Raw genomic sequence first — 23,389 nt, forward strand, 5'->3', positions numbered from 1 at the left:
TGCGGTGCGCCAAGTCAGCGAAATAAGCTAAAAAAGGCGAGTTGGGACGATGATTACAGGGCAAAAGTTTTCTTTGGTTAATTATCCGACAAAGTATGCTCCCGCCCTGGCTAAAAAATAAACCTCCAACTCATTACGTCACTGTTTATTCGTTTATCAATGATAACACATTCATTTATTAGGAAGAATACTTAGCATATTTTCATATGCTAGTTGACGTGCGATATCTTCTGGCAACATGTTCAATATATCTTCCCAGTTACCCAGTAATTTTTCCTGGCTACTAAAATGACCTAATACATCGGAACCTAAAATAAATCGTTCAGGATAGTCAATAATCAAACTTAGCCACTTAGGATCGATTTGACCCGATGGTAACAGCATCAATTTTTTTAAGCTCCAAGACATTAATATGAATAAATTGGAATACTGCGAAAACATCCTCCTTAATTCTTTGCGAACAAAAGTCATATCCTTCTGATGCAAGACCAAATTACTATCTACACCAGCATGAGCCCAAACTATCTTAGTTTGTGGATTTTCAGATACTGCAGCTTCAAATTCAGACAAATATAAAGGATTTTTTTCTCGCTCAGAAGTAATATTCGAGTGTACAACAACAGGTAAATGATATTTTGCCGCTAATTGATATATCTTCATCATAGCAGGATGATTAGCTCTAGCCCCCTCCCCTAGAGTCAAGAGGCTTAATTGACCATGACGGGTTAAGACCTCACCAATGCCTTGCCAAAATCCTGGACGATATTTAATTTCTCTTTCAAGTTGCACTGCAGCATTTAAATCGGTTGGATTAAAAGCATTTAAAAATAGATGTAGCCTTTTCGCTTCCTTTTTAGGTAACCCTTCAATATCTCTCGCCACCAATTCATCACTCATACTATAATAATAAACTTCACTGTCATCCCCATACACAAACGAAGTTGCTTTAGGATTGGAGACACTATTTTTCTTCATCACAGGGATCCCCATCACAATAGCGTGATCCACCTTATTACGATCCATTGCTGTCATTAAGCTTTTTACACCTTGACCTTGTTGAAAATAATTCAACAGATGGACTTCAGCATCATTATATAAACCTTCGTAAGCCAACACTTGGAAAGGCATAACTATACAAATAAAGTAAAATACTAATTTTATTAATGCGTTATTCATTTACCCCACCATAAACAAACATTTATTATTCATCCTCCCCTCAAAATTTATTTATCGAGACTAACGAAAGCTTGCTGAATGCACACTGGTCACTCGATAAAGAAGCACCCAATTTCATAAAAATCACCTTCAACACTCGTTATACTTAACCTGGTGGAAAGGTCATGCATTTTATTCATTAACAATAAATCACTATTTTTATCAGTATTAACTGAAACGAGGTTTAATTATGTTACAAAAAACGCTACATTATTATTGTTTCATACTCTTAATATTAATCTCTCCAGCATCCGCTCAAACAATAGCTAAAGGTGAGCTGCAAGCTTCGATTAACAATGCCTTACCCCAACTCGAAAAAATATACCTAAACTTTCATCAAAATCCAGAATTATCGTTACAGGAGAAAGCATCTTCAACCATTATTGCAAAAGAATTATCTCAGTTAGGGTTTAACGTCACTGAAAACATTGGGGGTTATGGAGTCGTCGGCTTATATAAGAATGGAGTAGGACCCACCATCATGATCCGCGCAGATATGGATGCTTTACCCATAACAGAGCAAACCAATAAGCCCTATGCTTCAACCAAAACCACCCTAGATAGAAACAATAATCGTGTCGGCATCATGCATGCCTGTGGTCATGATATCCACATGACAGTATTACTCGGCACTGCAGAAGAGCTAGGGACTGGAGCCAATGCTATGTTGAAAGAGGGACTCTTTAAGCGGTTTGCTTTACCCGATGAAATATTAGCATTGCACTCCAGCGCGGACCTAGCTGCAGGTACTGTCGGCATCATCTCAGGTCCTGCAATGGCCAGTGTTGACTCTATTGATATAACAGTTAAAGGCATAGGTGGGCATGGAGCTTACCCCCAAATGACCAAAGATCCCATTGTGCTTGCTTCTCGGATAGTACTGGCTCTTCAAACAATTGCGAGCCGAGAAATTTCACCACTCGAGCCCAATGTCATGACGGTGGGGGCCATTAACGGTGGTACAAAATACAATATCATTCCCGATGAAGTAAAATTGCAATTAACCTTGCGCTCTTATAATCCCGACGTTAAAAAGCAGCAAATATTGGCTTTAAAGCGATTAGTTAAAGGCATCGCTATCAGTGCAGGCTTACCTGAAAACCTCATGCCCCAAGTCAAGATTAACGCCACTGAAACATCAGTGCCCCCAGTCTATAATGACCCCACACTAAGCGCTAAAGTGACCAAAGCCTTAGTTGCCCAATTAGGTCAAAGTCATGTCATAGTCGTTCCACCTGTTATGGCCGGTGAGGATTTCGGCTTATATGGGTTAACGCAAGAAAAGCGCCCAATGACCCTTTTTTGGTTAGGAGCTGTTAATCCCAAAATATATGCACAAAGTAAAAAAAGCGAGAGTACCTTACCTTCACTGCACTCGAGTGTATTCGCCCCAGACTACCCCTTGACCATCGATACTGGGGTTCAAGCGATGACGGCTGTCAGCATGAGTTTATTCAATCAATAATATTTGTTGAAAAAATTTGTCCACTGAAAATCAATATTCAGTGGACAAAATAATGGGGTATTCGATGAAAAAAGGGGTCTAATGAGCAGCGCCGAAACATTGTTGTTGCCAACAATTTTTAATCGTGACTCCCTGCTTGAGTAATACATTTTGAATATTTTTATTTCCCACCAAATGCCCCACCCCAACGACCACAAAAAGATTATCAATGTCTTTATTGTTTAATAACTGCTTAATGCCAAGTGCCATCGTTTGATTGCGCTGCCAAAGTAATCGATTAACCAGTATTGAATTATTTTCACTCAACGGAAGATCACTGGACTCTGAGTCAAGGTCATCAATAGATCTTTTTGTTGTAACCCTCTCATTTTTATTCACAGACAGCTCAATAAGCTGGCCTTCAATTAATTCAATCAAAAGTGCCGTATTTCCCTGTCGCCAAGCATCAACCAATAACAGCATTTCTTCATCGCTGGTATTAATCGATTCTTGCAGCATCTGCCATTGAATGTTTGGAGAAAAAGAAGCAAGCAAACCCAGTTGTTCCTCTGTGGACTCCAATTCATACAAGGGTCTATTGCCATTTTTCTCCATTAAGGTCATATCCACGCCAAACTGAGCTGATAAACCCATCAAGGAAAAGCGCGCTAAACTGATCTGCATTGCCTGTACCCAAGGAGAAAACGTGGCTATTTGATGACAAAAATCCTGCTTATCTTCACAATATTTCACTAATAACGCTTGAGTTTCTTTATCGCTTGGATATTGTTGTCGCCCGTACTTTTTCATCAACTGAGGAATACGGTGATTATCGGGTTTCGCCTCAACCACTAATCCCGATGCTTGAGAAAAAGCCTCTTCTACGACCGCAGGCAAAGGATAAAAATCCGCTTTACCAATATGAATAGAGCCAAAAAGATAAGCCGTTTTACCGTTAAAACTCACTTGATACAGTAAAGGCCTATCATCGCCTTTCGCAATGCTCGATAAGCTAATAACACTCAATATGACTAAACACACTAATCGATACACTTGGCCTACCGCCATCATTATTCTATCCTTATATTCAAACAACTCACATTGCCTCTTATTCAATATACGATTCAAAGCAAAATAAAATTTGATCCAATTTAAAACCTTAGCTTGTTGGTATCGCAATGGCACCTTATAATTCTGGCAAATATCGTTACCAGAGGCTGTTATGCCACATACCAAGGTGCAAGCGCAACTGCAAACCAATCTACAGACGGCTTATCGTCAAGCATTAGATGCAGACAAAAAATTAGATGAATTAAAAAAGTCGGGACATGTTAAATTCACAGCTATCTTTGGAAAAGAAGAAAATTTCACCACCCAGAGCAACCGGTTTAAGCCTTATGTTCAAGAGCTAGCAACCGAAATCACAGCACTCCCAACAGAAGATGAAACCTTCGCCCAAGCATTAAGTCAATTACTGCCTAAACTCGCCTTATTGTTGCAAACTCTTGAAGCATTCAAGAAAAGCGCAAAGTAAAGCCATTGATGAAATAAGTGAGACCTGAATAAAACATCATTTAGGTCTCATCATTATTATTCCCTTAGGGTAAATGAGGTTCCACCTTAGTGACCAACCAAGATTTTAATAATGCATTCTCATAACTTAAAGACTTCTCATTAGGCTTTTTAAGTCCATTCATAAAATTTAAATCGGTGAGTTTTTCATCCCCTACCATCATGACCTTATCCCCCTCCAGCACACTATAACTAAACGTGATCCGTGGCGGATAAACAGGCTTTACCACTCTAATATCATTAGGCGTTGCTCCAAATGTCGACTGAACATCGCCAGCCAAATCGAGATCGGTCACAATAAGCTCTAACGTTAATCCAGGTTTTAACGTTTGCTGTGCCACTTTCGCTAAATTATCCGTTAAGGCTTTAAAAACGCGGATTTCATAAGCTCCCTGTTTGCCGCCAACAGCCTTAACATCAGTATAATCTTCTGGGTTATCCCATTCTATCGTTACCATACCTGATTTTGTGACTTGATCAGGTCCAACACCATCAATCGCCCACGTTAAAAACGAAGTGAACGTTAACAGTACTATGTATACTAAATCCTTATATTTCATAAGATAACCTTTACTCTTTAATTGGCATTCATGTTTAGAAGCAAAAAGCACTAATACATTCCATAATTAACGCGATGCTAAAAAGGAAAAGCAGCACTCAATTGAGGGTAATTAGATTTTAAGTGTTTCTTTTTATGTGAAAATTTCTTTCCATCGGGCTGACCTAATCCTGAGGGAACAAAGGGTAACTCATCATCATTACGCGCTTCATAAAGTTGGCCTGCCATCAAGTCATACTCATCTAAAAACGGATAAGCATAGCCATCCTTCATAGGCCATTGCATTAACTGCCCCAGATCATCGGCATTATCCAGCACTTTTTCGTACCATTCCTCGCCTAACGATATAAGAAAGCACCTAAACTCTGAAAAAGCATATTCAGAATCACAACCGGTAATAATGTAAGCAGCCCCCCAAATAGTCCAAGTATAACTTCGGCGTATTTGTTGCCCAAAAATCTTATCAAATGCTTTTAATTCAGAGTCTGATAATAAGGATAGCTTTTTTTTAAACTCATCAGCTAAATCATCTTGTGCTTGGTTGGCGGTTGATCTTGTCACTAGTGCCCAAAAGTCAGCTTCTATCATGGTGATCTCTATAATATGAATACCTCACTATTTTATCCAACTCTCTGCACTATGCGCAAAACAAATCGCATAAACAGCCTTTATTTAACGTAAAAGTAGATCTTAACACCGCAATTTCTTACACTGTAACGCGAATCGTTCAATCACTTTTTATAACATAAAAATTATCTAATGAATGTCACTTTAAAAAAACCACCGTTCCTCTTAATGCTACTCTTCATCCTCTATTTTTTAGTAGCTATTCTCTCTATTATAAGAAGCATTAACATACATGCTGTCGATCTGTTTACCTTAGGCGTCATTCCCGTTTTAGCGGGTTTAATTTTACGAACGCCTTGGGCTAGCATTATTTTCAAATTGTATCTTGTCATTCAAACACTCGGTTTTGCCGCTTTTGGCATTACAGCCTTGATTGCTTATCAATTAACACCTGAAGATGTTAAAGTCGTTTTGAATAATCACACCATCCCGATGCAATACTTGATCCCCACCGTTTGTATGACATTAATTTTTCAATATTGGGTCGCTTTATCTCGTAAAACCAGAGAGTACTTAACGCACTAGCCATAAAGATAACAAAATAGAAATAACAAAAAATGGCAAGATATCCAATTTATACTCTTTCCGCCGAGTGTAGCAAAGAGCCGTTAGATGTTTAGCGCCAATCAGGTGTTGAGGCTTAGCCTTGGCACAATTTATCCGCCTTTAAAGCCAGCTCCTCTCCCTATTCCGATCATCATGGTATCATCTCAAGAAAATGATGCTAACTTAAGCAATGTACAACACGCGGGGATCGATGCCTTATGCGATAAACCCTTTGAACCTAGGCTTGTTAAGAATATTCTTTATCAATTATTGTAAAAAAATTAGCAAAATGTCTATTTAACGCCTATTTTTAACTTTTATCGTGAATTCATCGAGCAAATCGCTTTTAATATGCCAACGCTTATGGCATGTTACATAGTGCAATTATTAAATCTACGGAAAGAAGAGACAATTCAAATGAATAAAACTGAACTTGTTGCAAAAATGGCTGAATCAGCAGATCTAACTAAGGCTGAAGCCGCGCGTGCACTAAAATCTTTCGAAGAAACCGTCGCAGAAGCGATGAAAAGCGGTGATAAAATTTCCATCGTTGGTTTTGGTTCTTTTGAAACTTCAAGCCGCGCTGCTCGTACGGGACGTAATCCGCAAACGGGTAAAGAAATTCAAATCCCAGCGGCAATCGTTCCTAAGTTTAAAGCAGGTAAAACACTGAAAGACAGCGTTAATAGCTAAGTTGTCATTTTTCAAAATAAAAACCTCCAATTGATTGGAGGTTTTTTATTGCATCGGTTTTATTGCGTTTTAGTCACTATCTGAAAATGCTCATCAATCTCGTTACGCACCTTCAAATTGTGTTGTGTCGTTTATTTACTCACTTCAACCCCATCATCCAATTCAACAACGCCTTTATTATCAAAATATTCACGGGTCAGTTTAAACACCACAGGACTCAGTAAAGTTAAAGCGATTAAATTAGGCAGCGCCATCATCGCATTCAGCGTATCGGCTAATAACCACACAAATTCAAGCGAACTCACCGCACCTAGCGGTACCACCACAATCCATAAAATCCTAAAGGGCTTCACCGCTTTAATCCCAAATAAATACTGCACACATCGCTCACAATAAAAGCTCCAGCCAAGAATAGTCGTAAAAGCAAACACACTCAGTGCAATCGCCACCACATAATGACCTATCGGTAAAGCTGAAGCAAAAGCGAGCGAAGTCAAAGAAGCCCCCGTTTCACCCGACGTCCAAGCACCCGATACCACAATCGCCAAACCCGTAATAGTACAAACGATAAGCGTATCAATAAATGTGCCCAACATCGCTATTAAGCCTTGCTTCACTGGATTATTCGTTTTAGCTGCGCCATGAGCTATCGGTGCCGACCCCAGTCCCGCCTCATTAGAAAAGACCCCTCTTGCCACACCAAAACGAATAGCTGCCCATACTGCAGCCCCAGCAAATCCACCTTGTGCCGCTACAGGACTAAATGCGCTTTGTACTATCAAAGTAAAAGCCGCTGGAATTTGAGCAAAATTCATCACTAATACCGCCAGTCCCGCACCAATATAAAAAATGGTCATTAAAGGAACCAACTTACCCGCAACCTCAGCAATACGCTTAATACCACCAATGAGTACTGCGCCCACTAAAAGCATTAATACAATTCCGGTTACCCAGCTAGGCACACCAAAATTGGTACTCAGTGCATCAGCCACCGAATTAGCTTGTACCGTATTACCAATCCCAAAGCCTGCAATAGAGCCAAATAAAGCAAAAGCCGTACCTAACCATGCCCATTTTTTCCCTAGTCCATTTTTAATGTAATACATAGGACCGCCAACACTGTGGCCCTCGGCATCAATCTCACGGTATTTAACCGCTAACACCGCTTCAGCAAACTTAGTTGCCATACCAACCAATGCGGTACACCACATCCAAAATAGTGCCCCAGGACCGCCAATAAAGATAGCCGTAGCCACCCCTGCAATATTGCCTGTTCCTATGGTTGCAGATAAGGATGTCATCAAGGCATTAAAAGGGCTAATCTCACCTTTAATATTGTTATCTTTACTTAAAGAACGCCCCGCCCATAATAATTTAAAGCCCGCTCCCAGCTTTAAAATAGGCATTAACCTTAGCCCCAAAGATAAAAATAATCCCACACCTAAAATCATAATCAGCATGGGCACTCCCCACACAACACCATTAATCGCACTAATAATTTCGCTCAGCCTGTCCATTACACCCTCTCAATTTGTTGTAATAGCCAAACGATCCGCTTCGATTCATTCATTGATATGACTAAGTCAAATCGTAACAACCTAAAGTCAAAGACATTAAGGGAGAAACTCTTTGCATGAAGAGACTCAAATGATTTGAACAGGTATGCTCAGCCCATTTGGGAATACATAACAAGGGAATAACCGATTCATTAGACAGTTTGGATATTCATTTTTATTATTTTTACCAAAGACACGGAAACTAGCAGATTCAATCTCTTTGGGCGTTCGTGCGACTTCAGTCGCCTCTTATCCCTACAGATTACATGGAATGAAACAAAATTGAAAAATAAAGCACGCTACTGGGTGGTTTAGATAGGGTTTTTTAACTTAACTTACTCAGATTTTTTATCATTTCGAGGAAGAAATAAAGACAATAGCATCGTCAAGACTAAGAAACTGAGCGCCATATAAAGGCATGCCTGTAAACCCGATATTTGATATAACCAACCCGATAGCAGTGTGCCTATCAATCTTCCTGCCGCATTGGCCATATAATAAAAGCCAATATCAAGGGAGGCGCCATCCTCCCTCGCGTAACTTACAATTAAATAACTATGAAGAGATGAGTTGATAGCAAAAACAACACCAAAAACAACCAAACCAACAGCAAGTGTCCACTGAAGATCGAATATGAGAGAGTCCATTGCCAATGCCATGAGCAACATACTCATCGTCAGTGCCATCATCCACAACACCGCTGCCCCGCCATCGGGCAGCTTAGAATGACTTCGCGTAATTTTAGGCGCTTGTGACTGCACAAGACCGTACACAATAATCCATGCCGCCAAAAAAGCCCCCACATCCAACTGTGTCCAACCCAATTGACTCGACAAGTAAACGGGTAATGCCACCACAAACCACACATCCCGAGAAGCAAACAAACACAAACGCGCTGCCGACAATAAGTTAATTGACCGACTCTTTGAAAAAATCTCATTAAATTTAGGCTTGACGTTTGTCTTGCCTAAATCCTCTTTAAGTAACAGTAAACTCAATAGCCAAACCAACGCCAAGGCGATTGCCATCAATGTAATCGCGTCAGTAAACCCCATCAAGGAAAGCAGCAGACCACCAAGAAAGAAGCCCACCCCTTTAAGGGCATTTTTCGATCCCGTTAACCAAGCCACCCATTGATAGAGTTTCCCCTTTTCATTTTTAGGCACCAAGGTCTTAATCGCGCTCTTAGCGCTCATTTTATTAAGATCTTTAGCTATGCCCGATAAAGCCTGCGCCGCCATCACCCAAGGAACAATCAACCAACTTGGGGGCACTAATAACATTGAGAGCGCGACAACCTGCAACCCCAATCCTATATTCATGGTCCGGTTTAGCCCAATGCGTGCACCGAGCCAGCCGCCCAATAAATTAGTCACCACACCAAAGGCTTCATAAAATAAAAATAAAGTGGCTATAGCAAGCGCGTCGTAACCCAATTGGTAAAAGTGCAGCACCACCAGCATTCTCAATGCACCATCCGTCAAGGTGAAAAACCAGTAGTTACTGGTGATTAATAAATATTGACGCACCGCGAGAGGTAAGCTTTGGATCTTTGTTAACAATGATCTAATCGCCCTATCATACGAGCCAGTTCAATCGTGCGATTAACATAACCCCATTCATTGTCATACCAGACATATAACTTAAGCTGCGTATTATTGACCACCATCGTAGAGGGGGCATCAATAATACAGGATCGAGGATCCGTCTTATAATCAACAGACACCAAAGGCCGAGTTTCAAAGCCTAAAATACCTTTAAGCTCCCCCAAAGCCGCCTGCTCAAGTAAACCATTAACCTCATCCTCTGTTGTGCTTTGCTTCAGTTCAAACACACAGTCCGTTAATGACGCATTGGCTAAAGGCACACGAACCGCATGACCATTAAGCTTACCTTTCAATTCGGGAAAAATATGGGTAATCGCAGTCGCACTGCCTGTCGTGGTGGGAATAAGGCTTTGCCCACAAGCTCTGGCGCGGCGTAAATCACTATGAGGCGCATCTAAAATGGTTTGGGTATTGGTAATATCATGAATGGTGGTCATCGAACCATGCTTAATGCCTAAGGTTTCATGGATCACTTTAACAACTGGCGCAAGACAATTGGTCGTACAAGAAGCGGCTGTCACAATGCGATTGACTTCAGGATCGTATAACGACTCATTAACACCCATCACGATATTGAGCACACCTTCTTCTTTCACAGGTGCCGTCACCACAACACGTTTGACCCCTTGATCTAAATAAGATTGCAATAACGCCTTGGTTTTCATTTTACCCGACGCTTCAATGACTAGATCACACTCAGACCAATCCGTTTCAGCAATGGCTTGATGATGACTGACCTTAATCTGTGCATCCCCAATATATATTTTATGATCCGAGCCATCAGCTTGATGTTGCCAAGTCCCATGAATAGAATCAAAATTTAATAAATGCGCTAAGGTTTCAGCATCTCCCGCCGGATCGTTAATGTGCACAAATTCAAATTCAGGCCAATCCCACCCCGCCCTTAGTGCCAAGCGCCCCATACGACCAAAACCATTAATCCCAATTTTTATTGCCATTTGTTAACCTACTTTTCTTATTTTTATGCTGATGTTCACACTGTATTTAACAGCACGTAATTTGACGCTCGGGGCGACGGCCCATTTGTGCAAGTCGCTTGCTATTTTCAGTCAAAAGGGAAGATTGCTCAGCGGTTATTTCAGCAAGCGTATTGTGCGCCCATGAAGGCAAGTCAGCATTAAGCCGATAAAAAACCCACTGACCTTGTCGCCTATCAAGTAATAAGCCTTGATTACGTAATAACGCTAAATGCCGTGAAATTTTAGGCTGACTAAGATTTAACGCTACCATCAATTCACACACACATAATTCATTTTCACTCGTAATAAGCATTAAGATCTGCAAGCGTGTTTCATCGCTTAAGGCCTTAAAAAAAGACACTGGAGACACGTCAATCACCTATTAAATATTTTGATGGGACACACTAACAGAGGAAAGTGTACCGCAAAGACATATGGAACTCCATATATACACTTATAAATAATAACAGCTTATTATTTCACTCTGATTTCTTTGCATTACAGGCTTGATCATTTTTCGATATGATCCACAATGTAACGCGCAATGGGCAACGCCGATGTCGCTGCCGGGGAAGGAGCATTACACACATGAAAAGTACGCTTGCTGGATTGAAAATGAAAATCTGACAGTAACTCCCCCTGCATTGATACTGCTTGCGCTCGTATACCGCAAGGATATGACTGTAAGTCAGCTCGCTCAATACTCGGACAATATTGATTCACCCGCTTTAAATAGCCTCGCGTCGATAGGGAATTTTTAACCTCAGTTAACACCGATCGCCAATATTTAGCCATAACACGCCAAAAACCGACATAGCAGAACATCTGTAGACACTCTTTGAGATCCCAATCCCATTTTTCGTACCCTTCCCGTTTCATACTGAGTACGGCATTAGGGCCCACGGTCACCGTGCCATCAATCATTTTGGTCAAATGGACCCCTAAAAAAGGCAGTTTGGGATCCGGCACAGGGTAAATAAGATGATTAACCACACTGTTATGTTTAGCATTCAATAAGAAATATTCGCCTTTAAAAGGCAAAATACGAAAATCAGCCTCAATACCGCACAGACTCACCAGCTTATCCGCCATCAAGCCTGCACAGCAAATCAATTGATCAGCATTAATCAAAGAGTTTTGACATTGTACTTGTACACACTCATGTTCCTTGATGCTCAAAATAGTTTGCTCAAAACGGATTTCTCCCCCTTGCAGGACAAACTCCTTCGCCATGACTTGCACTATCTGCTGATAATTCACAATGGCAGAATCCGCCACCCATAAAGCAGCAAAGCCGATGATATTAGGCTCTTTTTCTTTAAGCTCAGCGGCGTTCAATCTTATCGCCTCAATTCCATTAGCCTGACAGCGTTCCTTAAGCGCATCAAGTTGAGTGAGCTCCACCATCTGCGTCGCAACAATCAATTTGCCACATTCTTCAAATGGAATATCATGTTTAAGGCAAAATGCTTTCGTTTCTCGATTACCTTGAGTACAAAACTGTGCCTTAAGGCTGCCAGGTGCATAATACACCCCCGCATGAATAACCCCTGAATTACGACCCGTTTGATGCAAAGCAACCGCGCTTTCTTTTTCTAGCACCAAAATGTTAGCTTGGGGCTGCCGTCTTTGCAGCTCACAAGCGGTAGCTATGCCCACAATCCCCGCACCAACCACTACAATATCATGCTTATTTTGCTCTCTCTGTGACTGCTCCACTAAATGAGACGCCAACGCCATAACCACTCCCTGAACTTTATTGATAACAGCAGCATCCCTCACACTCGAGTGAGTTTTGAGCCGTCTATTTTGATCGTTACCTGATCGCCATAATGAATATTAGCCAGCGGAACTGTTAAAATTTCAATGACAGTATCATTTTGAAAATGGCCAATTTTAGTTTCAGGATGGGGGTAGTAAATATAGGCATCCAGCCATTTATCATGATAAAAAAGAGTACACTTAAAAAAAGAAAACGATTCTGCAGGAAAGTCTTCTGCCCATTTCACATCCGCAAAAAGATAATCGGGGGAAGATAACGAAAAACCAGAGCCGATATCCACATTCAAGGTGCCTAAATAGCAATCAGATAAGTCCAATCCTGCTTTCAAAAAATAAGGGCGTTGCATGGCGATGGTGCCTTTCGAAAAAGGGCTGTCTTTCGCTAAACCTGAAGCAACCTGATGCCCAGAAACTAATTTCCCTTCAATTTCTTTCATGCTTTCTATTTCTTTCATCATCGACTTCTTTTATACACTCGATTTCTCTCATAATGGATGCCATTATGCATCACTTCTTGCACGAAAATCATTTCTCGCCATCTGAAGTGATATATTAATATTATACAATACAGTATGACGCGTTTTATTGAACCATACGCGAAAGATGAGTCAATACACCCAAGCTAACGATAAGAGAAAACATGAAAACAATAGGCCTATTAGGGGGCATGAGCTGGAAGTCCACCATGAGCTATTATCAAGGACTCAATCAAGGTGTTAAAGCTGTCTTAGGAGGCTTAAATTGTGCAAAAATATGCTTATACAGCGTCAATTTTGATGAAATAGAAAAACATCAACATCTGGGTCAGTGGGACAAAGCAGCCGATATACTCAGTCAAGCCGCTCAGTATGTTGAAGCGGGGGGCGCAGATTTTTTACTCATTTGTACCAACACTATGCATAAAGTCGCCCCTCAAATTGAAGCCACAATCAATATTCCACTGTTACACATTGCCGATGCCACCGCCAAGCAGCTAATCGATGACAATGTCACTAAGGTGGGATTATTAGGCACTCATTTCACTATGGAACAAGACTTCTATAAAGGCCGATTAGAAAACAAATTTGGCATCGAAGTCATTACTCCCAATCACGAACAGAGGCAAATTGTTCATGATATTATTTATCAAGAACTCTGTTTAGGAACCTTGAACGACGCATCCAGACAGCGCTATTTAGCGATCATCCATCAGTTGCATCAGCAAGGTGCGCAAGCGGTCATTCTTGGCTGTACTGAAATTGGACTATTAGTGACAAACCGTGACACCCATGTTCCTTTATATGACACCACTCAGCAGCATATACAGGCGGCATTAGAGATTGCGTTGGCGGATCCTGACAGCAAGCCCCCTGAAACCAAGGCCGTCCGCTTTGATTAAGCAACAAATCGTCACACTAATGACAATAAAAAGTCATGATGAATAGCACAGAAAAAGGTAACTGATAATGAATAACAATAATAAATGGGGTCCCCTCATGCTGAAGGTTATAGATGAATTAAGCGATGGCAAACCTAAAACCACTCGAGACTTACTTATTGCCACTAATTCGCTTATGGGAAGCCTCAAACCATCACTCAAGCGGCTGATTAAGTTAAAGGCTATCCGCCATGAAAAAATTACCATACTGGCGGATAATGACCAGCCGATGCCGCGTAATATCTACATCAAGATAAAAAAGCGAGTGCCAAAATCAGTACATTTAACAAAGTCGCTTGAGTGATAGTACTAAACTGTTATCAATATGACAGTAAAGCGTGATAGTCACTACAATAGAACGTTATCTATAGAACAGTCGATCGTCATTGTTAACGGGTTAATTGAGGCGAGGCAATTCTAGGTGAGGGTAAAGTGGGCAGACTCCCCCAGAAGTGGGAGGTCCATGATTTAAAATAGATGGAACTATTTATGAACAAACCTCTCTTTATATTGATAATAATTTTGTTTTTATCTGGATGTGCATCTAAGCATTACGAAGAAACTGCAACAGGTAAATTATCAGGAAAATTGACGGTTCAGTGGACTAGGCCTGATGAGTTTCTGTTTGTTCCAGATGAAGATGATCCATTGACTTTCGAACGTTCAAATGGTCAATTGATTATACCTAAAAATATGCCTACAGATGGCGGTTCTATTCCAAGAGTATTTTGGGTGTTTAACAGTTTTTCGCCTTGGGGGTATGCTCCTGCATTTATTATTCATGATTGGCTGTTTCACATGAAATACTGCCGAATACCGAGCAATGAAAAGTATGATGTTTTGATCGCTGGGCAGATAATATCTGAGGTGATGAAGACCATGATGAATAATTATCCCGACGTTGAAGAAAATAAGTTTGTGCTTTATTCAATGAATCAGGCGGTGACATCAGATACCGCTAAAGACCTATGGGATAATGGAAAATGTCCGCCGCCAGAAGCTCAAAAACAAATACGAGCACGAGCTTTTGCTCTTTATGGTGACACTGGTTTTGAAGATAATATTAAATCTGAGGATAACGTTGATCAGGTTAAGGATTTGCAAAAAATGAAGTTAACGATTGAATTTTAATGGGGCAGACGGCCCCCAGTGTATACCAATGAGTGTTAGCCGATTAACTTGCGAGTTGGTACAACACCACATCAACATCACCTAATGGATCGTGATGTAAATAAGTTTTCACGTAAGTCATGCCCATTTTTTTCATGATATGAATAGAAGCATCATTGCTTTCATTCGCGATGGCACAAAAACTCAAACTAGGATCCTGCACTGATAAAGCATTCTTAAGGTGCATAGCCGCCTCGCTCGCGTACCCTTTCCCCCAAGATGATTGGAAGAAACGCCAACCCAATTCTAAATTGTCCCATTGAGGCGAGTCAGAAAAGAACCCCATCGGCCTCACGATAATCCAACCGATATCTTGTTGCGTTTCTATCATGGTGACTTTCCACTGGCCCCAACCTTTTTCACTATTCTTATAGCGATCCATTCTTGGCAGTATGATCTGCTCAATGTCTTCACGACGGGTTTTATGGCCACCATTGATATGGTGCATCACATCGGGATCTTGATCTAACTGATATAAAAATTCAGCATCGGTCTTATCCATTAAGCGATAGCTTAGGCGGGTTGAATTAGCAATATGCATGCGAACTCCTTTTCTAAAAAGATTAAGCCAGCATACTGTTTATTTTAATTGAAACAAACAATAGCTTACATAAATAACAAACAGGGGTAGAGAGACAAAAAGCGCAATAAACATACATCTGGGGAGCAATCAAAAAATCACACTCACTTACCCCATCACATCACATCACTTAAGCCAAATTCTGGTGACTTATTTGACTTTTTTAGGTAAGAAACAAGCAATTTGTAACGCTTTAGGCGAATAACTTTTCGCGGTCACTTTATACAAGCCACACTGTTTATCATAAAAATTGACATGTCTAAAGTGGGTGTTTTTTGATGCTAATATTCCGAGTTCGTTATATTTTACTTTGACATCAATTTCGAACTCACCTAATTTTTCATTGGTATTCGCACAATAAGCTTCAAAATATGCGGTGTTAATACTCACCTTTCTAGCATTTGAACGTTTTTGTTTAGGGACAAACCAATTAATTTTTAATTTATTATCCGCCTCATGAGACATGGGTAAATTTTCATACCAATCAATCCCGTAAACTCGACCTTTTTTCATCCATTCATTGTTTAAGTTCACTTGCTCAACACTCGATGGTAACTCAAGCGTCCCTTTATAACGCATCTCTATCGCAGCAGAAGCATCACAACCATTATTGAGAGTATAAGTCTCGATAGCCGTCGCTTGAACAGACTCTCCAGACAGTGACAAACCAAACAAAGCACTTAAAATGTAAGATATTTTCACGGTTGTACTTCGTCATGAGGATAGGGATTCGTTGCATATTACTTATTCAATACCTGCGACACAACCCTACTTATGGATAAGAAACGAACAAAAAGAAACAGAAGACATCCTCAATAAATGGATACTAATAAAACTTCAAGCTAATCAAAAATAAAACAAATATATGAAAAACAACAAAAACTATTAATTTTATTATTGAGAAAAGTGTGAATGAACATTGATGAATGTTAACGAAAAATCCGAGGTGGTTAAGCTTAAAACCTTGCTAACTTTAAAAGAATAATTTATATCAATATGGAATAAAGATAATAATAACAATAAAATAGCATTTTTATTGATAGCCGTTAAAAATAAACGGTCACTCTTTGATACATCAAATAAGAGTATGTCGGAGCGACCTTTAAGGCTTATTTGCAAATATTCGCTTGGGTATACCACGCGCCTATTTGACAGCTCGTTCCAGCTTCGCAATGCTCATCGATTTCACAATAACACTCCCCTCTCGCATTACAGCCTGGCGTGCGATAATTATCCAATCCATCATCGCCTTTGGCTCGCTCCCAGAAAGGGTTAGTGAAAACGTTATGAGGATCCATTTGATTTTTGAACGCTAAAAAATCATCCCACTTTTCAAATTTCTCTGGAATATTTTCAAAAATCGCTACAGAATTCTTCCCCCAATGTGGTCTACCACCGTATTTTCGAATAGACATTTGCTCAATCTCAAGATTCACAAAATAATTTTTGGGCACCGCATTGCCCTCCTGTCTTAAGGTATATTCTATGCCTAAATAAGCCGTATCACGGCCTGCATTCATGCCAAGATAACTTGATGATGCCTTACCAAAACGAAAGTAAATGCCATTTAATGGGAAACAGGTTTTCTCGTGAGAAGCAAGCACTTCCCTGACATCACGGATCCAATTGGGTAATTGCGTCAATGGGATCGCAATTTCTTGCAAAGCAATGGGTAAGTTGTCCCATACACAAGCATCGGTTGCTTTACACTCAAAATACTGCATGCGATCAGACTCACCCACAGGGCTAGCAACCACCCCCCCTGAGTCAAAATCTCTAAAATACGAGGTATCACGCGCACCATAGCGAATTTTTGTCGCTAGGCACTGTAACCCCGAACCTGGAACCTCATGTAACGCATCAAACAACAAACCAAAGAAGTACTCTTGTATATCAGAGACATCAGCTTGAGCATTATAGGCATTACCTAGTGTTTCTAACGGCACTTCATTGTACAACGTCGTGGCATAACGACCAATACCGGGAAACCACGCAATGTTTGCCGAGTAATTATCACGCGCAATATCTAATATGATATCCTCAAGCCCATCATCACTCCTATAACCTTGTACATCTGCACTCACCTTAAAGCCTGGCTCAAGCTGAATGGTCGCTTCAACAACCACACCTAACACCCCAAGATTAACGCGTGCCGCATTCAACGCTTCCCCTGTGAGGGTCCGTACCTCACCCAGCCCATCAACTATTTTCATCTGAGTAATATAATCAGCCAACATGTTACTTTTCTTCGTTAAAGTAGAACCATGCGTCCCACTGCCTAACATGCCTCCAATCGTGAAAATACCCAATTCTGTGACCATATTAACGCTAAGTTCTTGGCTACGCAGAAAGTCATTCAAATCGTTAAAGCGCATTCCACCTTGTACCGTGACGGTCATACTGCTCGCATCGAAGGCCACTATATTGTTCATATTTTCCAAAGTGATCTGTACTTGACCGTCACCCACACAAGCGGCATCAATTTGACTGGCAAACTTTCGGTTGCCTGTCATCACTTTTTGCCCTTCATTGAGGGCCGCTAATACCACTTGTTGAACTTCTTCAACAGAACGAGGCGCATGAATAACGGCAGGGTGGCATTCATAGCTATTTTGATAATTGGATAGTGTCTCTGTTGGATTTTCTGTGGAATACAATCCAAAAGACAGACCAATCACACTGATCAATCCTACGATCCCCAACACACTCTTTTTCAACTTCATTTTCATCCCCCTTGATTTTTGTGTTTGAATAAAGCGTTAAGTAAATTCATTTATTAATTCATCAGATGCATTCAGTAATACTCATGTTTTAAGTGAGCTAATGTGTTAAGTAAACTGGGGCAGTATATAAGTCGTTAATATGTCTTGAACTTCACTAGAATGGCAGGGCATTTTATCTAAGAAATGTTGGCCTATATTCGACTTATAGGCTGTCACAGGACGCGGGCCAATACTGGGCACCCAGAGAGCATGGTTTGTCGTCGCAAAACTCAGTTCACGACTCCCCAGAATACACACAGGTCCTTGGCCTAAGTTCTGTGCATCAAAAATCCATAATTCCTTACCATTATTCTCCACTTGCGTTGGATTTTTCCGCACCACAAAAGTCAACACATAACCTTCATTTTGCGCACTCGAACCCACCGCCGACATAAATTGTGGCGTTCGCATGACACAGTCTTCAGGGAATTGATAACTGTCACTAATCGTCATGCTATTGCAATCCATATGGATCAATGCAGACGGTATAGCCGCTTGCGGCAAGCTGTCATTGGTGCAATACCGATTAGGGTAGTCTTCGTAGGCTTTCGCCACTCTTTTCACTAAATGCTCTGGACGATAACCAATGGCAGACCAGTAGATATGCTCAAAAGTGTCTGGAAATTGAAAGTGTCCTCGGTAAGCAGGATCATTCATATCCCAACATAAATGCTCATCACGTATAATAGAAAAGTCGGCTTTAATTTCAGTTGCGCTCAGCACATTCACTTGAATTCGAGCCCGAACTAAACCGCCTACATCGACGGGTGCTGCAGGGTACCCAGCAATATTCTCATCGACACGGCCACCAAAAAACAATTGCTCCCAGTCAAATTGAGGCTCAGATTTATCCATCGCCCCTAAATACTGACCATATAACGTCACCACATTGCTATCATCATTGTAATTGCACATGATGTCAGAAGTATCAAAATCAAGCTCGAGATAATCAGCCAGAACATCAACATGTCCCGCAATAAGATCCGCTTTTCGAATGATCCATACGGGTGTACGATGCTGTTGAGGCGTAACACTTCTGAAGCCTAAAATGCGTGAATTTTCTACCCTAGCAGCGGTTTCAAAAATTAAAACAAACTGCCTAGTCACACTTAACGAATGTGATGTAGCTGAAATATAAGCATTACTACCATTACGCAACTTAACTTGCCACGATTCAAACGGCCCTTCTTCATCCCAACGAATGAGTTGAATAAAACCATTACGCGTACCACTATCTCCCGCATTCCCCCCATAATTAATGGTGAAGCACTCTTGTGTTTCTAAATCAAAGTAGGGGTGCCCCGTCGTTCTAATTTGAGGGAATAACCATTTATCGGGAGACAACACATCGGCAAAAGGCGGTAAACTGGTTTTCCACTCCGATATTTCACCTATTGGCGTCACTAATTCTAACGTCGTCGCATCAAATTCAAACGGCATCCCCCCTTCATAACTTAATGCAAAACGGTTATTACCCATATAGTTGGGCGCAGTATTACAGTAATTCATAAAACCCAAATTCATACTGAAATACACAGTGCCGCCTAATAGAGAGAACTTATCAAATAAACCGGTGACATGTTCTTGCATAATAGCCGAAGGAGTATTAATCATTTTGCGCGTAAAAGAGACGCGCGCATGACTGAAATCGATACGGGTTAACGCCCCTCTTCCATTTGGCGTTAATTGATCGACCTCTAAAGGGATCCCCTCACACATGAAAATATGCCCATAAATGTCATCGGGTAATTGTCCAAACAAAATATCTAATTCACCCGATTGCGCTGACAAACTGGCATTCATGATAGAAGTAGGGAAACTGGAACCATCCATTGGCGTACTTTCACTCGACAAACCAATAGTGGGTAATGCAGAAAGTGCACAAGCACTTTTAATAAAGTCTCTTCGATTCATTTTCTTTTTGCCTAAATAAAATGATGATATAAAAAGAGCTCGCCAGACTTCTTTAGCGCTCAATAATGCACGACTTTAAACTTAAGAAAAAGAAAACACAATAAACTAATACCAGTGAGGGAATTAATTAAAACGGGTGTAAATAAAAAACAAACATTCTTTAAAGCTATAAAAGTAAAAGTAAAAACAAAATAAACAAACAATAAGCAGACTTAATATATCATTAATAAAAAAAACAGATGCAGCATGAAGATTAAAAGACAACATTATAATAAACAGTATTTTAATTATTATCGTTTTACATTATTCAACCGATAAATAATTTTAAAAAATAATAAAAAACAATAAAAAATGGCTATCAACAAGCGACAGCCATACTAAAGTCTACATTCCTATACTATTTTCTCATTGAGTAGAGAAAATAGTATTATATTATTTAATTACCCGCGACTGTCATATCACTTAATAATATTCCACCCGTTCTAATTGATGAACGTAAATCTCTATCCTTAGCAACAGCAACCATATTTTTATACATATCTTTCAAATTACCCGCAATGGTAATTTCTTCAACTGGATATAAAATCACACCATTTTCCACATAAAAACCGGCAGCACCCCGAGAATAATCCCCAGTCACCCCGTTAACACCTTGGCCCATCACTTCTGTGATCAATAAACCCGTATTCATTTCTTTAATCAATTGAGAAAATGTCTGTCCGGTATCAGATAAGGTCCAGTTGTAAATACCACCCGCATGCCCCGTATTGGTCATCCCTAATTTTCGAGCAGAATAACTGGTTAATAAGTAACTGGCTAAGCGGCCATTATCTATAATCTTTCTATCGACTGTCGCCACACCTTCAGAGTCAAAATTAGCACTCGATAATCCGCCTAGTAAATGAGGCTGCTCAGCGATGCTAAACCACTCTGGAAAAATATCGGTATCAAGCGCATCTTGCAAAAAGCTTGAATTACGGTACAAACTCCCCCCACTAATGGCCCCCACCAAATGTCCCATTAACCCTGTGGCAATTTCTGGACTGAACAGGATAGGTAGCTTTATTGTCGCCATTTTTCGAGCATATAAACGATCAACCGTTTTCTCAGCCGCTTTTTGACCAATAATCTCTGGAGACACTAATGCATCAAATTGTCTTGCAACCGTATAATCATAATCTCGCTGCATCTTATCTTCAGCTTCAGCAATCACGACACAGCTCAAACTATAACGTGAGCTCGCCTCTCCCTGTAAGAAACCATGACTATTGCCATAAACCTTAAAACCTGTATGCGCATTCACATTCGCACCATCAGATGTTTTAATCTGCTTATCGGCTTCCAAGGCTGCGGTTTCTGCACGAATAGCCAACTTTGCTAAGGCTTCAGGGGTAACCTCTTCAGGGTAATACAGCTCTAGATCACGAAACTCTGCTGCCATCCGCTCTTTATCGGCCAAGCCACTAAACGTATCTTCAGAAGTAAAACGAGCAATGCCATCAGCCGCTTTCACGGCTTCTTTGATCGCTTCAGGACTCAAATCTGATGTCGATGAGCTGCCTTTACAACCGCCACGATATAAGGTGATCCCTAAGGCACCATCTTTATTAAACTCAACGGTTTCGACTTCTTTTAATCGAGTGGAAACAGACAAACCTTGCTGTTTACTGATCGCCACTTCGGCGGCACTCGAGCCTAAACTCGCGGCATATTCAAGCGCCATAGAAACGGCATTTTTCAGGGGGGCTAATTCAATATCAATGCTAGATGAAGACACAAACGTACTCTATAAGTTAGCGGGAATACCTTTAGCATAACAAACCATAAAACCAATCACATTAAATAATGCCGTTTTCAATGCGCAGTACAATTCCCCCCCTAAGGACGGTTGATCTTTGGGGATTAAATTATGCTAGGAATAAAAGCATTTTAATCACGGCGTAGAGGATGCAAGCTCACATTCTAAGCCCATTCTCTACAATAAAGAGAAAAATACGCTTAGCCAAATCCTTCGGACAACCTTTGTGGCTCCTTTCTACTGCGTTATCGCTTAGTTATGATCGACCCCATGAATGGGGAAGGTAGAACGACGTTTGAACCCAAGTCGAGAACAACGACACCACACAAGCCCCAACCTGTATAAACAACCCATAAATTGCTGCATAAATCATCACCAAAGAGCAACAGCCCCTAGTGTGAACAGGGGTAAAATGCTAGAATAGGGCTAGATTTAGTTAGAGATTTTTTATATGAACATTGTTGGCGACTCAGAACACTTTAAACAACCTTATGATCAAAATGACGATTATGTCAGTCGAGCTGAAACTAAGCGCGAAATAGCCATCTACCAAGATCTGGGTAAACGCCTTGTATCATTAAGTAAAAGCCAACTAGAAAAGTTGGATCTCGATGAGTTATTGTACGATAACGTTTTGAAAGCAAAAACCATTAAAATCAATACCGAAGCTCATCGCCGCCAATTTCAGTTTATTGGTAAAATCATGCGTTATGAAGATATTGATGCTCTGCAAATTGCGCTTAAAAATGTATTGAATCAAAATCACAATGAGAGCGCCAAAACCAATGTTGCCGATAAAACCCGTAATCAGTTATTAACGGAAGGCGATAGTGCCATTCAGTCATTACTGGAACAATATCCGCAATTCGAAAGACAAAAATTGAGGCAGCTAGTTCGCCAAACCAATAAAGAATTAGCCAAGAATCCAGACATCAATGAGTCTAAAACAGCCAAAGACTTTAGTATCTACTTACGCAATGAAATAAACAGCTAATTGGTGTGAAAAGGATGTTCATTTAAGCTGATATTAATTAAAAACAGCAGTAAGAGGTTAATCGCTTCTTTATTCTGTTTTTAATTAATGTTTTACCTTATTCGTCTTCATTTATATATCGCTCCATCCCTAACATGTTTTAAACTCAGTGGCATCAATCCATGCTAATCTTT

Annotated in this window: 23 protein-coding genes and 1 pseudogene; 9 read left to right on the forward strand and 15 right to left on the reverse strand. The window is 40.5% G+C overall.

Annotated features, from left to right (window positions below):
• Window positions 1-171 precede the first annotated feature (171 nt).
• Window positions 172-1,176: an amidohydrolase family protein gene (locus tag L2764_RS10100; RefSeq protein WP_248940093.1), complete on the reverse strand. Its 1,005-nt coding sequence runs from the start codon at window positions 1,174-1,176 to the stop codon at window positions 172-174.
• A 229-nt stretch (window positions 1,177-1,405) separates the two neighbouring features.
• Here L2764_RS10100 and L2764_RS10105 point away from each other — a divergent pair, with 229 nt between their 5' ends.
• Complete coding sequence (locus tag L2764_RS10105) at window positions 1,406-2,680, forward strand: M20 metallopeptidase family protein (protein ID WP_248940094.1); 1,275 nt, start codon at window positions 1,406-1,408, stop codon at window positions 2,678-2,680.
• 78 nt (window positions 2,681-2,758) lie between these two features.
• On the opposite strand, the gene L2764_RS10110 is transcribed toward L2764_RS10105, so the two are convergent.
• Complete coding sequence (locus L2764_RS10110; protein WP_248940095.1) at window positions 2,759-3,730, reverse strand: TraB/GumN family protein; 972 nt, start codon at window positions 3,728-3,730, stop codon at window positions 2,759-2,761.
• A 151-nt stretch (window positions 3,731-3,881) separates the two neighbouring features.
• Between L2764_RS10110 and L2764_RS10115 the strand changes: the two genes are divergently transcribed.
• A complete protein-coding gene (locus tag L2764_RS10115; protein ID WP_248940096.1) occupies window positions 3,882-4,193 on the forward strand; it encodes a prephenate dehydrogenase in 312 nt (103 codons plus the stop codon).
• Window positions 4,194-4,257: 64 nt separating this feature from the next.
• Here L2764_RS10115 and L2764_RS10120 read toward each other — a convergent pair whose 3' ends face one another.
• On the reverse strand, window positions 4,258-4,791 hold the full coding sequence (locus L2764_RS10120; RefSeq protein WP_248940097.1) for a DUF3016 domain-containing protein: 534 nt from the start codon (window positions 4,789-4,791) through the stop codon (window positions 4,258-4,260).
• A gap of 77 nt (window positions 4,792-4,868) precedes the next feature.
• A complete protein-coding gene (locus L2764_RS10125; protein ID WP_248940098.1) occupies window positions 4,869-5,378 on the reverse strand; it encodes a DUF4240 domain-containing protein in 510 nt (169 codons plus the stop codon).
• A 171-nt stretch (window positions 5,379-5,549) separates the two neighbouring features.
• Between L2764_RS10125 and L2764_RS10130 the strand changes: the two genes are divergently transcribed.
• The 3 genes and pseudogenes from L2764_RS10130 (at window position 5,550) to hbs (ending at window position 6,656) form a co-directional block, all read left to right on the forward strand.
• Window positions 5,550-5,942 carry a hypothetical protein gene (locus L2764_RS10130; protein WP_248940099.1) on the forward strand — a complete coding sequence of 131 codons (393 nt, stop codon included), beginning with the start codon at window positions 5,550-5,552 and terminating at the stop codon, window positions 5,940-5,942.
• Between the two features lie 112 nt (window positions 5,943-6,054).
• Window positions 6,055-6,239, forward strand: a pseudogene (locus tag L2764_RS10135) (response regulator); the annotation flags it as partial.
• A 141-nt stretch (window positions 6,240-6,380) separates the two neighbouring features.
• Window positions 6,381-6,656, forward strand: coding sequence for a non-specific DNA-binding protein Hbs (gene hbs / locus L2764_RS10140; RefSeq protein WP_248940100.1), 276 nt, complete (start codon window positions 6,381-6,383; stop codon window positions 6,654-6,656).
• Window positions 6,657-6,787: 131 nt separating this feature from the next.
• Here hbs and L2764_RS10145 read toward each other — a convergent pair whose 3' ends face one another.
• The 6 genes from L2764_RS10145 to L2764_RS10170 form a co-directional block, all read right to left on the reverse strand.
• Window positions 6,788-8,173, reverse strand: coding sequence for an alanine/glycine:cation symporter family protein (locus L2764_RS10145; RefSeq protein ID WP_248940101.1), 1,386 nt, complete (start codon window positions 8,171-8,173; stop codon window positions 6,788-6,790).
• A gap of 374 nt (window positions 8,174-8,547) precedes the next feature.
• Window positions 8,548-9,774, reverse strand: coding sequence for an organoarsenical effux MFS transporter ArsJ (gene arsJ / locus L2764_RS10150; RefSeq protein ID WP_248940102.1), 1,227 nt, complete (start codon window positions 9,772-9,774; stop codon window positions 8,548-8,550).
• Complete coding sequence (locus tag L2764_RS10155; protein ID WP_248940103.1) at window positions 9,768-10,778, reverse strand: ArsJ-associated glyceraldehyde-3-phosphate dehydrogenase; 1,011 nt, start codon at window positions 10,776-10,778, stop codon at window positions 9,768-9,770. Before L2764_RS10155 ends, arsJ begins: the two co-directional genes overlap by 7 nt.
• Before the next feature lie 46 nt (window positions 10,779-10,824).
• On the reverse strand, window positions 10,825-11,169 hold the full coding sequence (locus L2764_RS10160; protein ID WP_312018350.1) for a metalloregulator ArsR/SmtB family transcription factor: 345 nt from the start codon (window positions 11,167-11,169) through the stop codon (window positions 10,825-10,827).
• A 140-nt stretch (window positions 11,170-11,309) separates the two neighbouring features.
• Complete coding sequence (lhgD, locus tag L2764_RS10165) at window positions 11,310-12,539, reverse strand: L-2-hydroxyglutarate dehydrogenase (RefSeq protein ID WP_248940105.1); 1,230 nt, start codon at window positions 12,537-12,539, stop codon at window positions 11,310-11,312.
• 38 nt (window positions 12,540-12,577) lie between these two features.
• Window positions 12,578-13,039, reverse strand: coding sequence for a hypothetical protein (locus L2764_RS10170; RefSeq protein WP_248940106.1), 462 nt, complete (start codon window positions 13,037-13,039; stop codon window positions 12,578-12,580).
• A 182-nt stretch (window positions 13,040-13,221) separates the two neighbouring features.
• Between L2764_RS10170 and L2764_RS10175 the strand changes: the two genes are divergently transcribed.
• The 3 genes from L2764_RS10175 to L2764_RS10185 all read left to right on the forward strand — a co-directional run bounded on the left by L2764_RS10175 (window position 13,222) and on the right by L2764_RS10185 (window position 15,129).
• Window positions 13,222-13,959 carry an aspartate/glutamate racemase family protein gene (locus tag L2764_RS10175; protein WP_248940107.1) on the forward strand — a complete coding sequence of 246 codons (738 nt, stop codon included), beginning with the start codon at window positions 13,222-13,224 and terminating at the stop codon, window positions 13,957-13,959.
• A gap of 67 nt (window positions 13,960-14,026) precedes the next feature.
• On the forward strand, window positions 14,027-14,302 hold the full coding sequence (locus tag L2764_RS10180; protein WP_248940108.1) for a hypothetical protein: 276 nt from the start codon (window positions 14,027-14,029) through the stop codon (window positions 14,300-14,302).
• A 185-nt stretch (window positions 14,303-14,487) separates the two neighbouring features.
• A complete protein-coding gene (locus L2764_RS10185) occupies window positions 14,488-15,129 on the forward strand; it encodes a DUF1353 domain-containing protein (protein ID WP_248940109.1) in 642 nt (213 codons plus the stop codon).
• Between the two features lie 43 nt (window positions 15,130-15,172).
• Here L2764_RS10185 and L2764_RS10190 read toward each other — a convergent pair whose 3' ends face one another.
• The 5 genes from L2764_RS10190 to pmbA form a co-directional block, all read right to left on the reverse strand.
• On the reverse strand, window positions 15,173-15,709 hold the full coding sequence (locus L2764_RS10190) for a GNAT family N-acetyltransferase (RefSeq protein WP_248940110.1): 537 nt from the start codon (window positions 15,707-15,709) through the stop codon (window positions 15,173-15,175).
• Window positions 15,710-15,898: 189 nt separating this feature from the next.
• Window positions 15,899-16,450, reverse strand: coding sequence for a hypothetical protein (locus tag L2764_RS10195; RefSeq protein ID WP_248940111.1), 552 nt, complete (start codon window positions 16,448-16,450; stop codon window positions 15,899-15,901).
• Window positions 16,451-16,857: 407 nt separating this feature from the next.
• On the reverse strand, window positions 16,858-18,471 hold the full coding sequence (locus tag L2764_RS10200; protein ID WP_248940112.1) for a D-arabinono-1,4-lactone oxidase: 1,614 nt from the start codon (window positions 18,469-18,471) through the stop codon (window positions 16,858-16,860).
• Window positions 18,472-18,576: 105 nt separating this feature from the next.
• Window positions 18,577-20,424 carry a carotenoid oxygenase family protein gene (locus L2764_RS10205; protein WP_248940113.1) on the reverse strand — a complete coding sequence of 616 codons (1,848 nt, stop codon included), beginning with the start codon at window positions 20,422-20,424 and terminating at the stop codon, window positions 18,577-18,579.
• Window positions 20,425-20,860: 436 nt separating this feature from the next.
• Window positions 20,861-22,201, reverse strand: a complete 1,341-nt coding sequence (gene pmbA / locus L2764_RS10210; RefSeq protein ID WP_248940114.1) for a metalloprotease PmbA — start codon at window positions 22,199-22,201, stop codon at window positions 20,861-20,863.
• Window positions 22,202-22,673: 472 nt separating this feature from the next.
• Here pmbA and yjgA point away from each other — a divergent pair, with 472 nt between their 5' ends.
• Complete coding sequence (gene yjgA, locus L2764_RS10215) at window positions 22,674-23,216, forward strand: ribosome biogenesis factor YjgA (RefSeq protein WP_248940115.1); 543 nt, start codon at window positions 22,674-22,676, stop codon at window positions 23,214-23,216.
• Window positions 23,217-23,389: the final 173 nt, after the last annotated feature.

Source organism: Shewanella surugensis (assembly GCF_023284005.1).
Taxonomy (GTDB): Bacteria; Pseudomonadota; Gammaproteobacteria; order Enterobacterales; family Shewanellaceae; genus Shewanella; species Shewanella surugensis.

What these genes read in the sequence shown, in the direction of transcription:
- L2764_RS10100 (WP_248940093.1), bottom strand. Translation starts at nt 1,176, where the DNA reads ATGAATAACGCATTAATAAAATTAGTATTTTACTTTATTTGTATAGTT.
- L2764_RS10105 (WP_248940094.1), top strand. Translation starts at nt 1,406, where the DNA reads ATGTTACAAAAAACGCTACATTATTATTGTTTCATACTCTTAATATTA.
- L2764_RS10110 (WP_248940095.1), bottom strand. Translation starts at nt 3,730, where the DNA reads ATGATGGCGGTAGGCCAAGTGTATCGATTAGTGTGTTTAGTCATATTG.
- L2764_RS10115 (WP_248940096.1), top strand. Translation starts at nt 3,882, where the DNA reads ATGCCACATACCAAGGTGCAAGCGCAACTGCAAACCAATCTACAGACG.
- L2764_RS10120 (WP_248940097.1), bottom strand. Translation starts at nt 4,791, where the DNA reads ATGAAATATAAGGATTTAGTATACATAGTACTGTTAACGTTCACTTCG.
- L2764_RS10125 (WP_248940098.1), bottom strand. Translation starts at nt 5,378, where the DNA reads ATGATAGAAGCTGACTTTTGGGCACTAGTGACAAGATCAACCGCCAAC.
- L2764_RS10130 (WP_248940099.1), top strand. Translation starts at nt 5,550, where the DNA reads ATGAATGTCACTTTAAAAAAACCACCGTTCCTCTTAATGCTACTCTTC.
- hbs (WP_248940100.1), top strand. Translation starts at nt 6,381, where the DNA reads ATGAATAAAACTGAACTTGTTGCAAAAATGGCTGAATCAGCAGATCTA.
- L2764_RS10145 (WP_248940101.1), bottom strand. Translation starts at nt 8,173, where the DNA reads ATGGACAGGCTGAGCGAAATTATTAGTGCGATTAATGGTGTTGTGTGG.
- L2764_RS10155 (WP_248940103.1), bottom strand. Translation starts at nt 10,778, where the DNA reads ATGGCAATAAAAATTGGGATTAATGGTTTTGGTCGTATGGGGCGCTTG.
- lhgD (WP_248940105.1), bottom strand. Translation starts at nt 12,539, where the DNA reads ATGGCGTTGGCGTCTCATTTAGTGGAGCAGTCACAGAGAGAGCAAAAT.
- L2764_RS10170 (WP_248940106.1), bottom strand. Translation starts at nt 13,039, where the DNA reads ATGATGAAAGAAATAGAAAGCATGAAAGAAATTGAAGGGAAATTAGTT.
- L2764_RS10175 (WP_248940107.1), top strand. Translation starts at nt 13,222, where the DNA reads ATGAAAACAATAGGCCTATTAGGGGGCATGAGCTGGAAGTCCACCATG.
- L2764_RS10180 (WP_248940108.1), top strand. Translation starts at nt 14,027, where the DNA reads ATGAATAACAATAATAAATGGGGTCCCCTCATGCTGAAGGTTATAGAT.
- L2764_RS10185 (WP_248940109.1), top strand. Translation starts at nt 14,488, where the DNA reads ATGAACAAACCTCTCTTTATATTGATAATAATTTTGTTTTTATCTGGA.
- L2764_RS10190 (WP_248940110.1), bottom strand. Translation starts at nt 15,709, where the DNA reads ATGCATATTGCTAATTCAACCCGCCTAAGCTATCGCTTAATGGATAAG.
- L2764_RS10200 (WP_248940112.1), bottom strand. Translation starts at nt 18,471, where the DNA reads ATGAAGTTGAAAAAGAGTGTGTTGGGGATCGTAGGATTGATCAGTGTG.
- L2764_RS10205 (WP_248940113.1), bottom strand. Translation starts at nt 20,424, where the DNA reads ATGAATCGAAGAGACTTTATTAAAAGTGCTTGTGCACTTTCTGCATTA.
- yjgA (WP_248940115.1), top strand. Translation starts at nt 22,674, where the DNA reads ATGAACATTGTTGGCGACTCAGAACACTTTAAACAACCTTATGATCAA.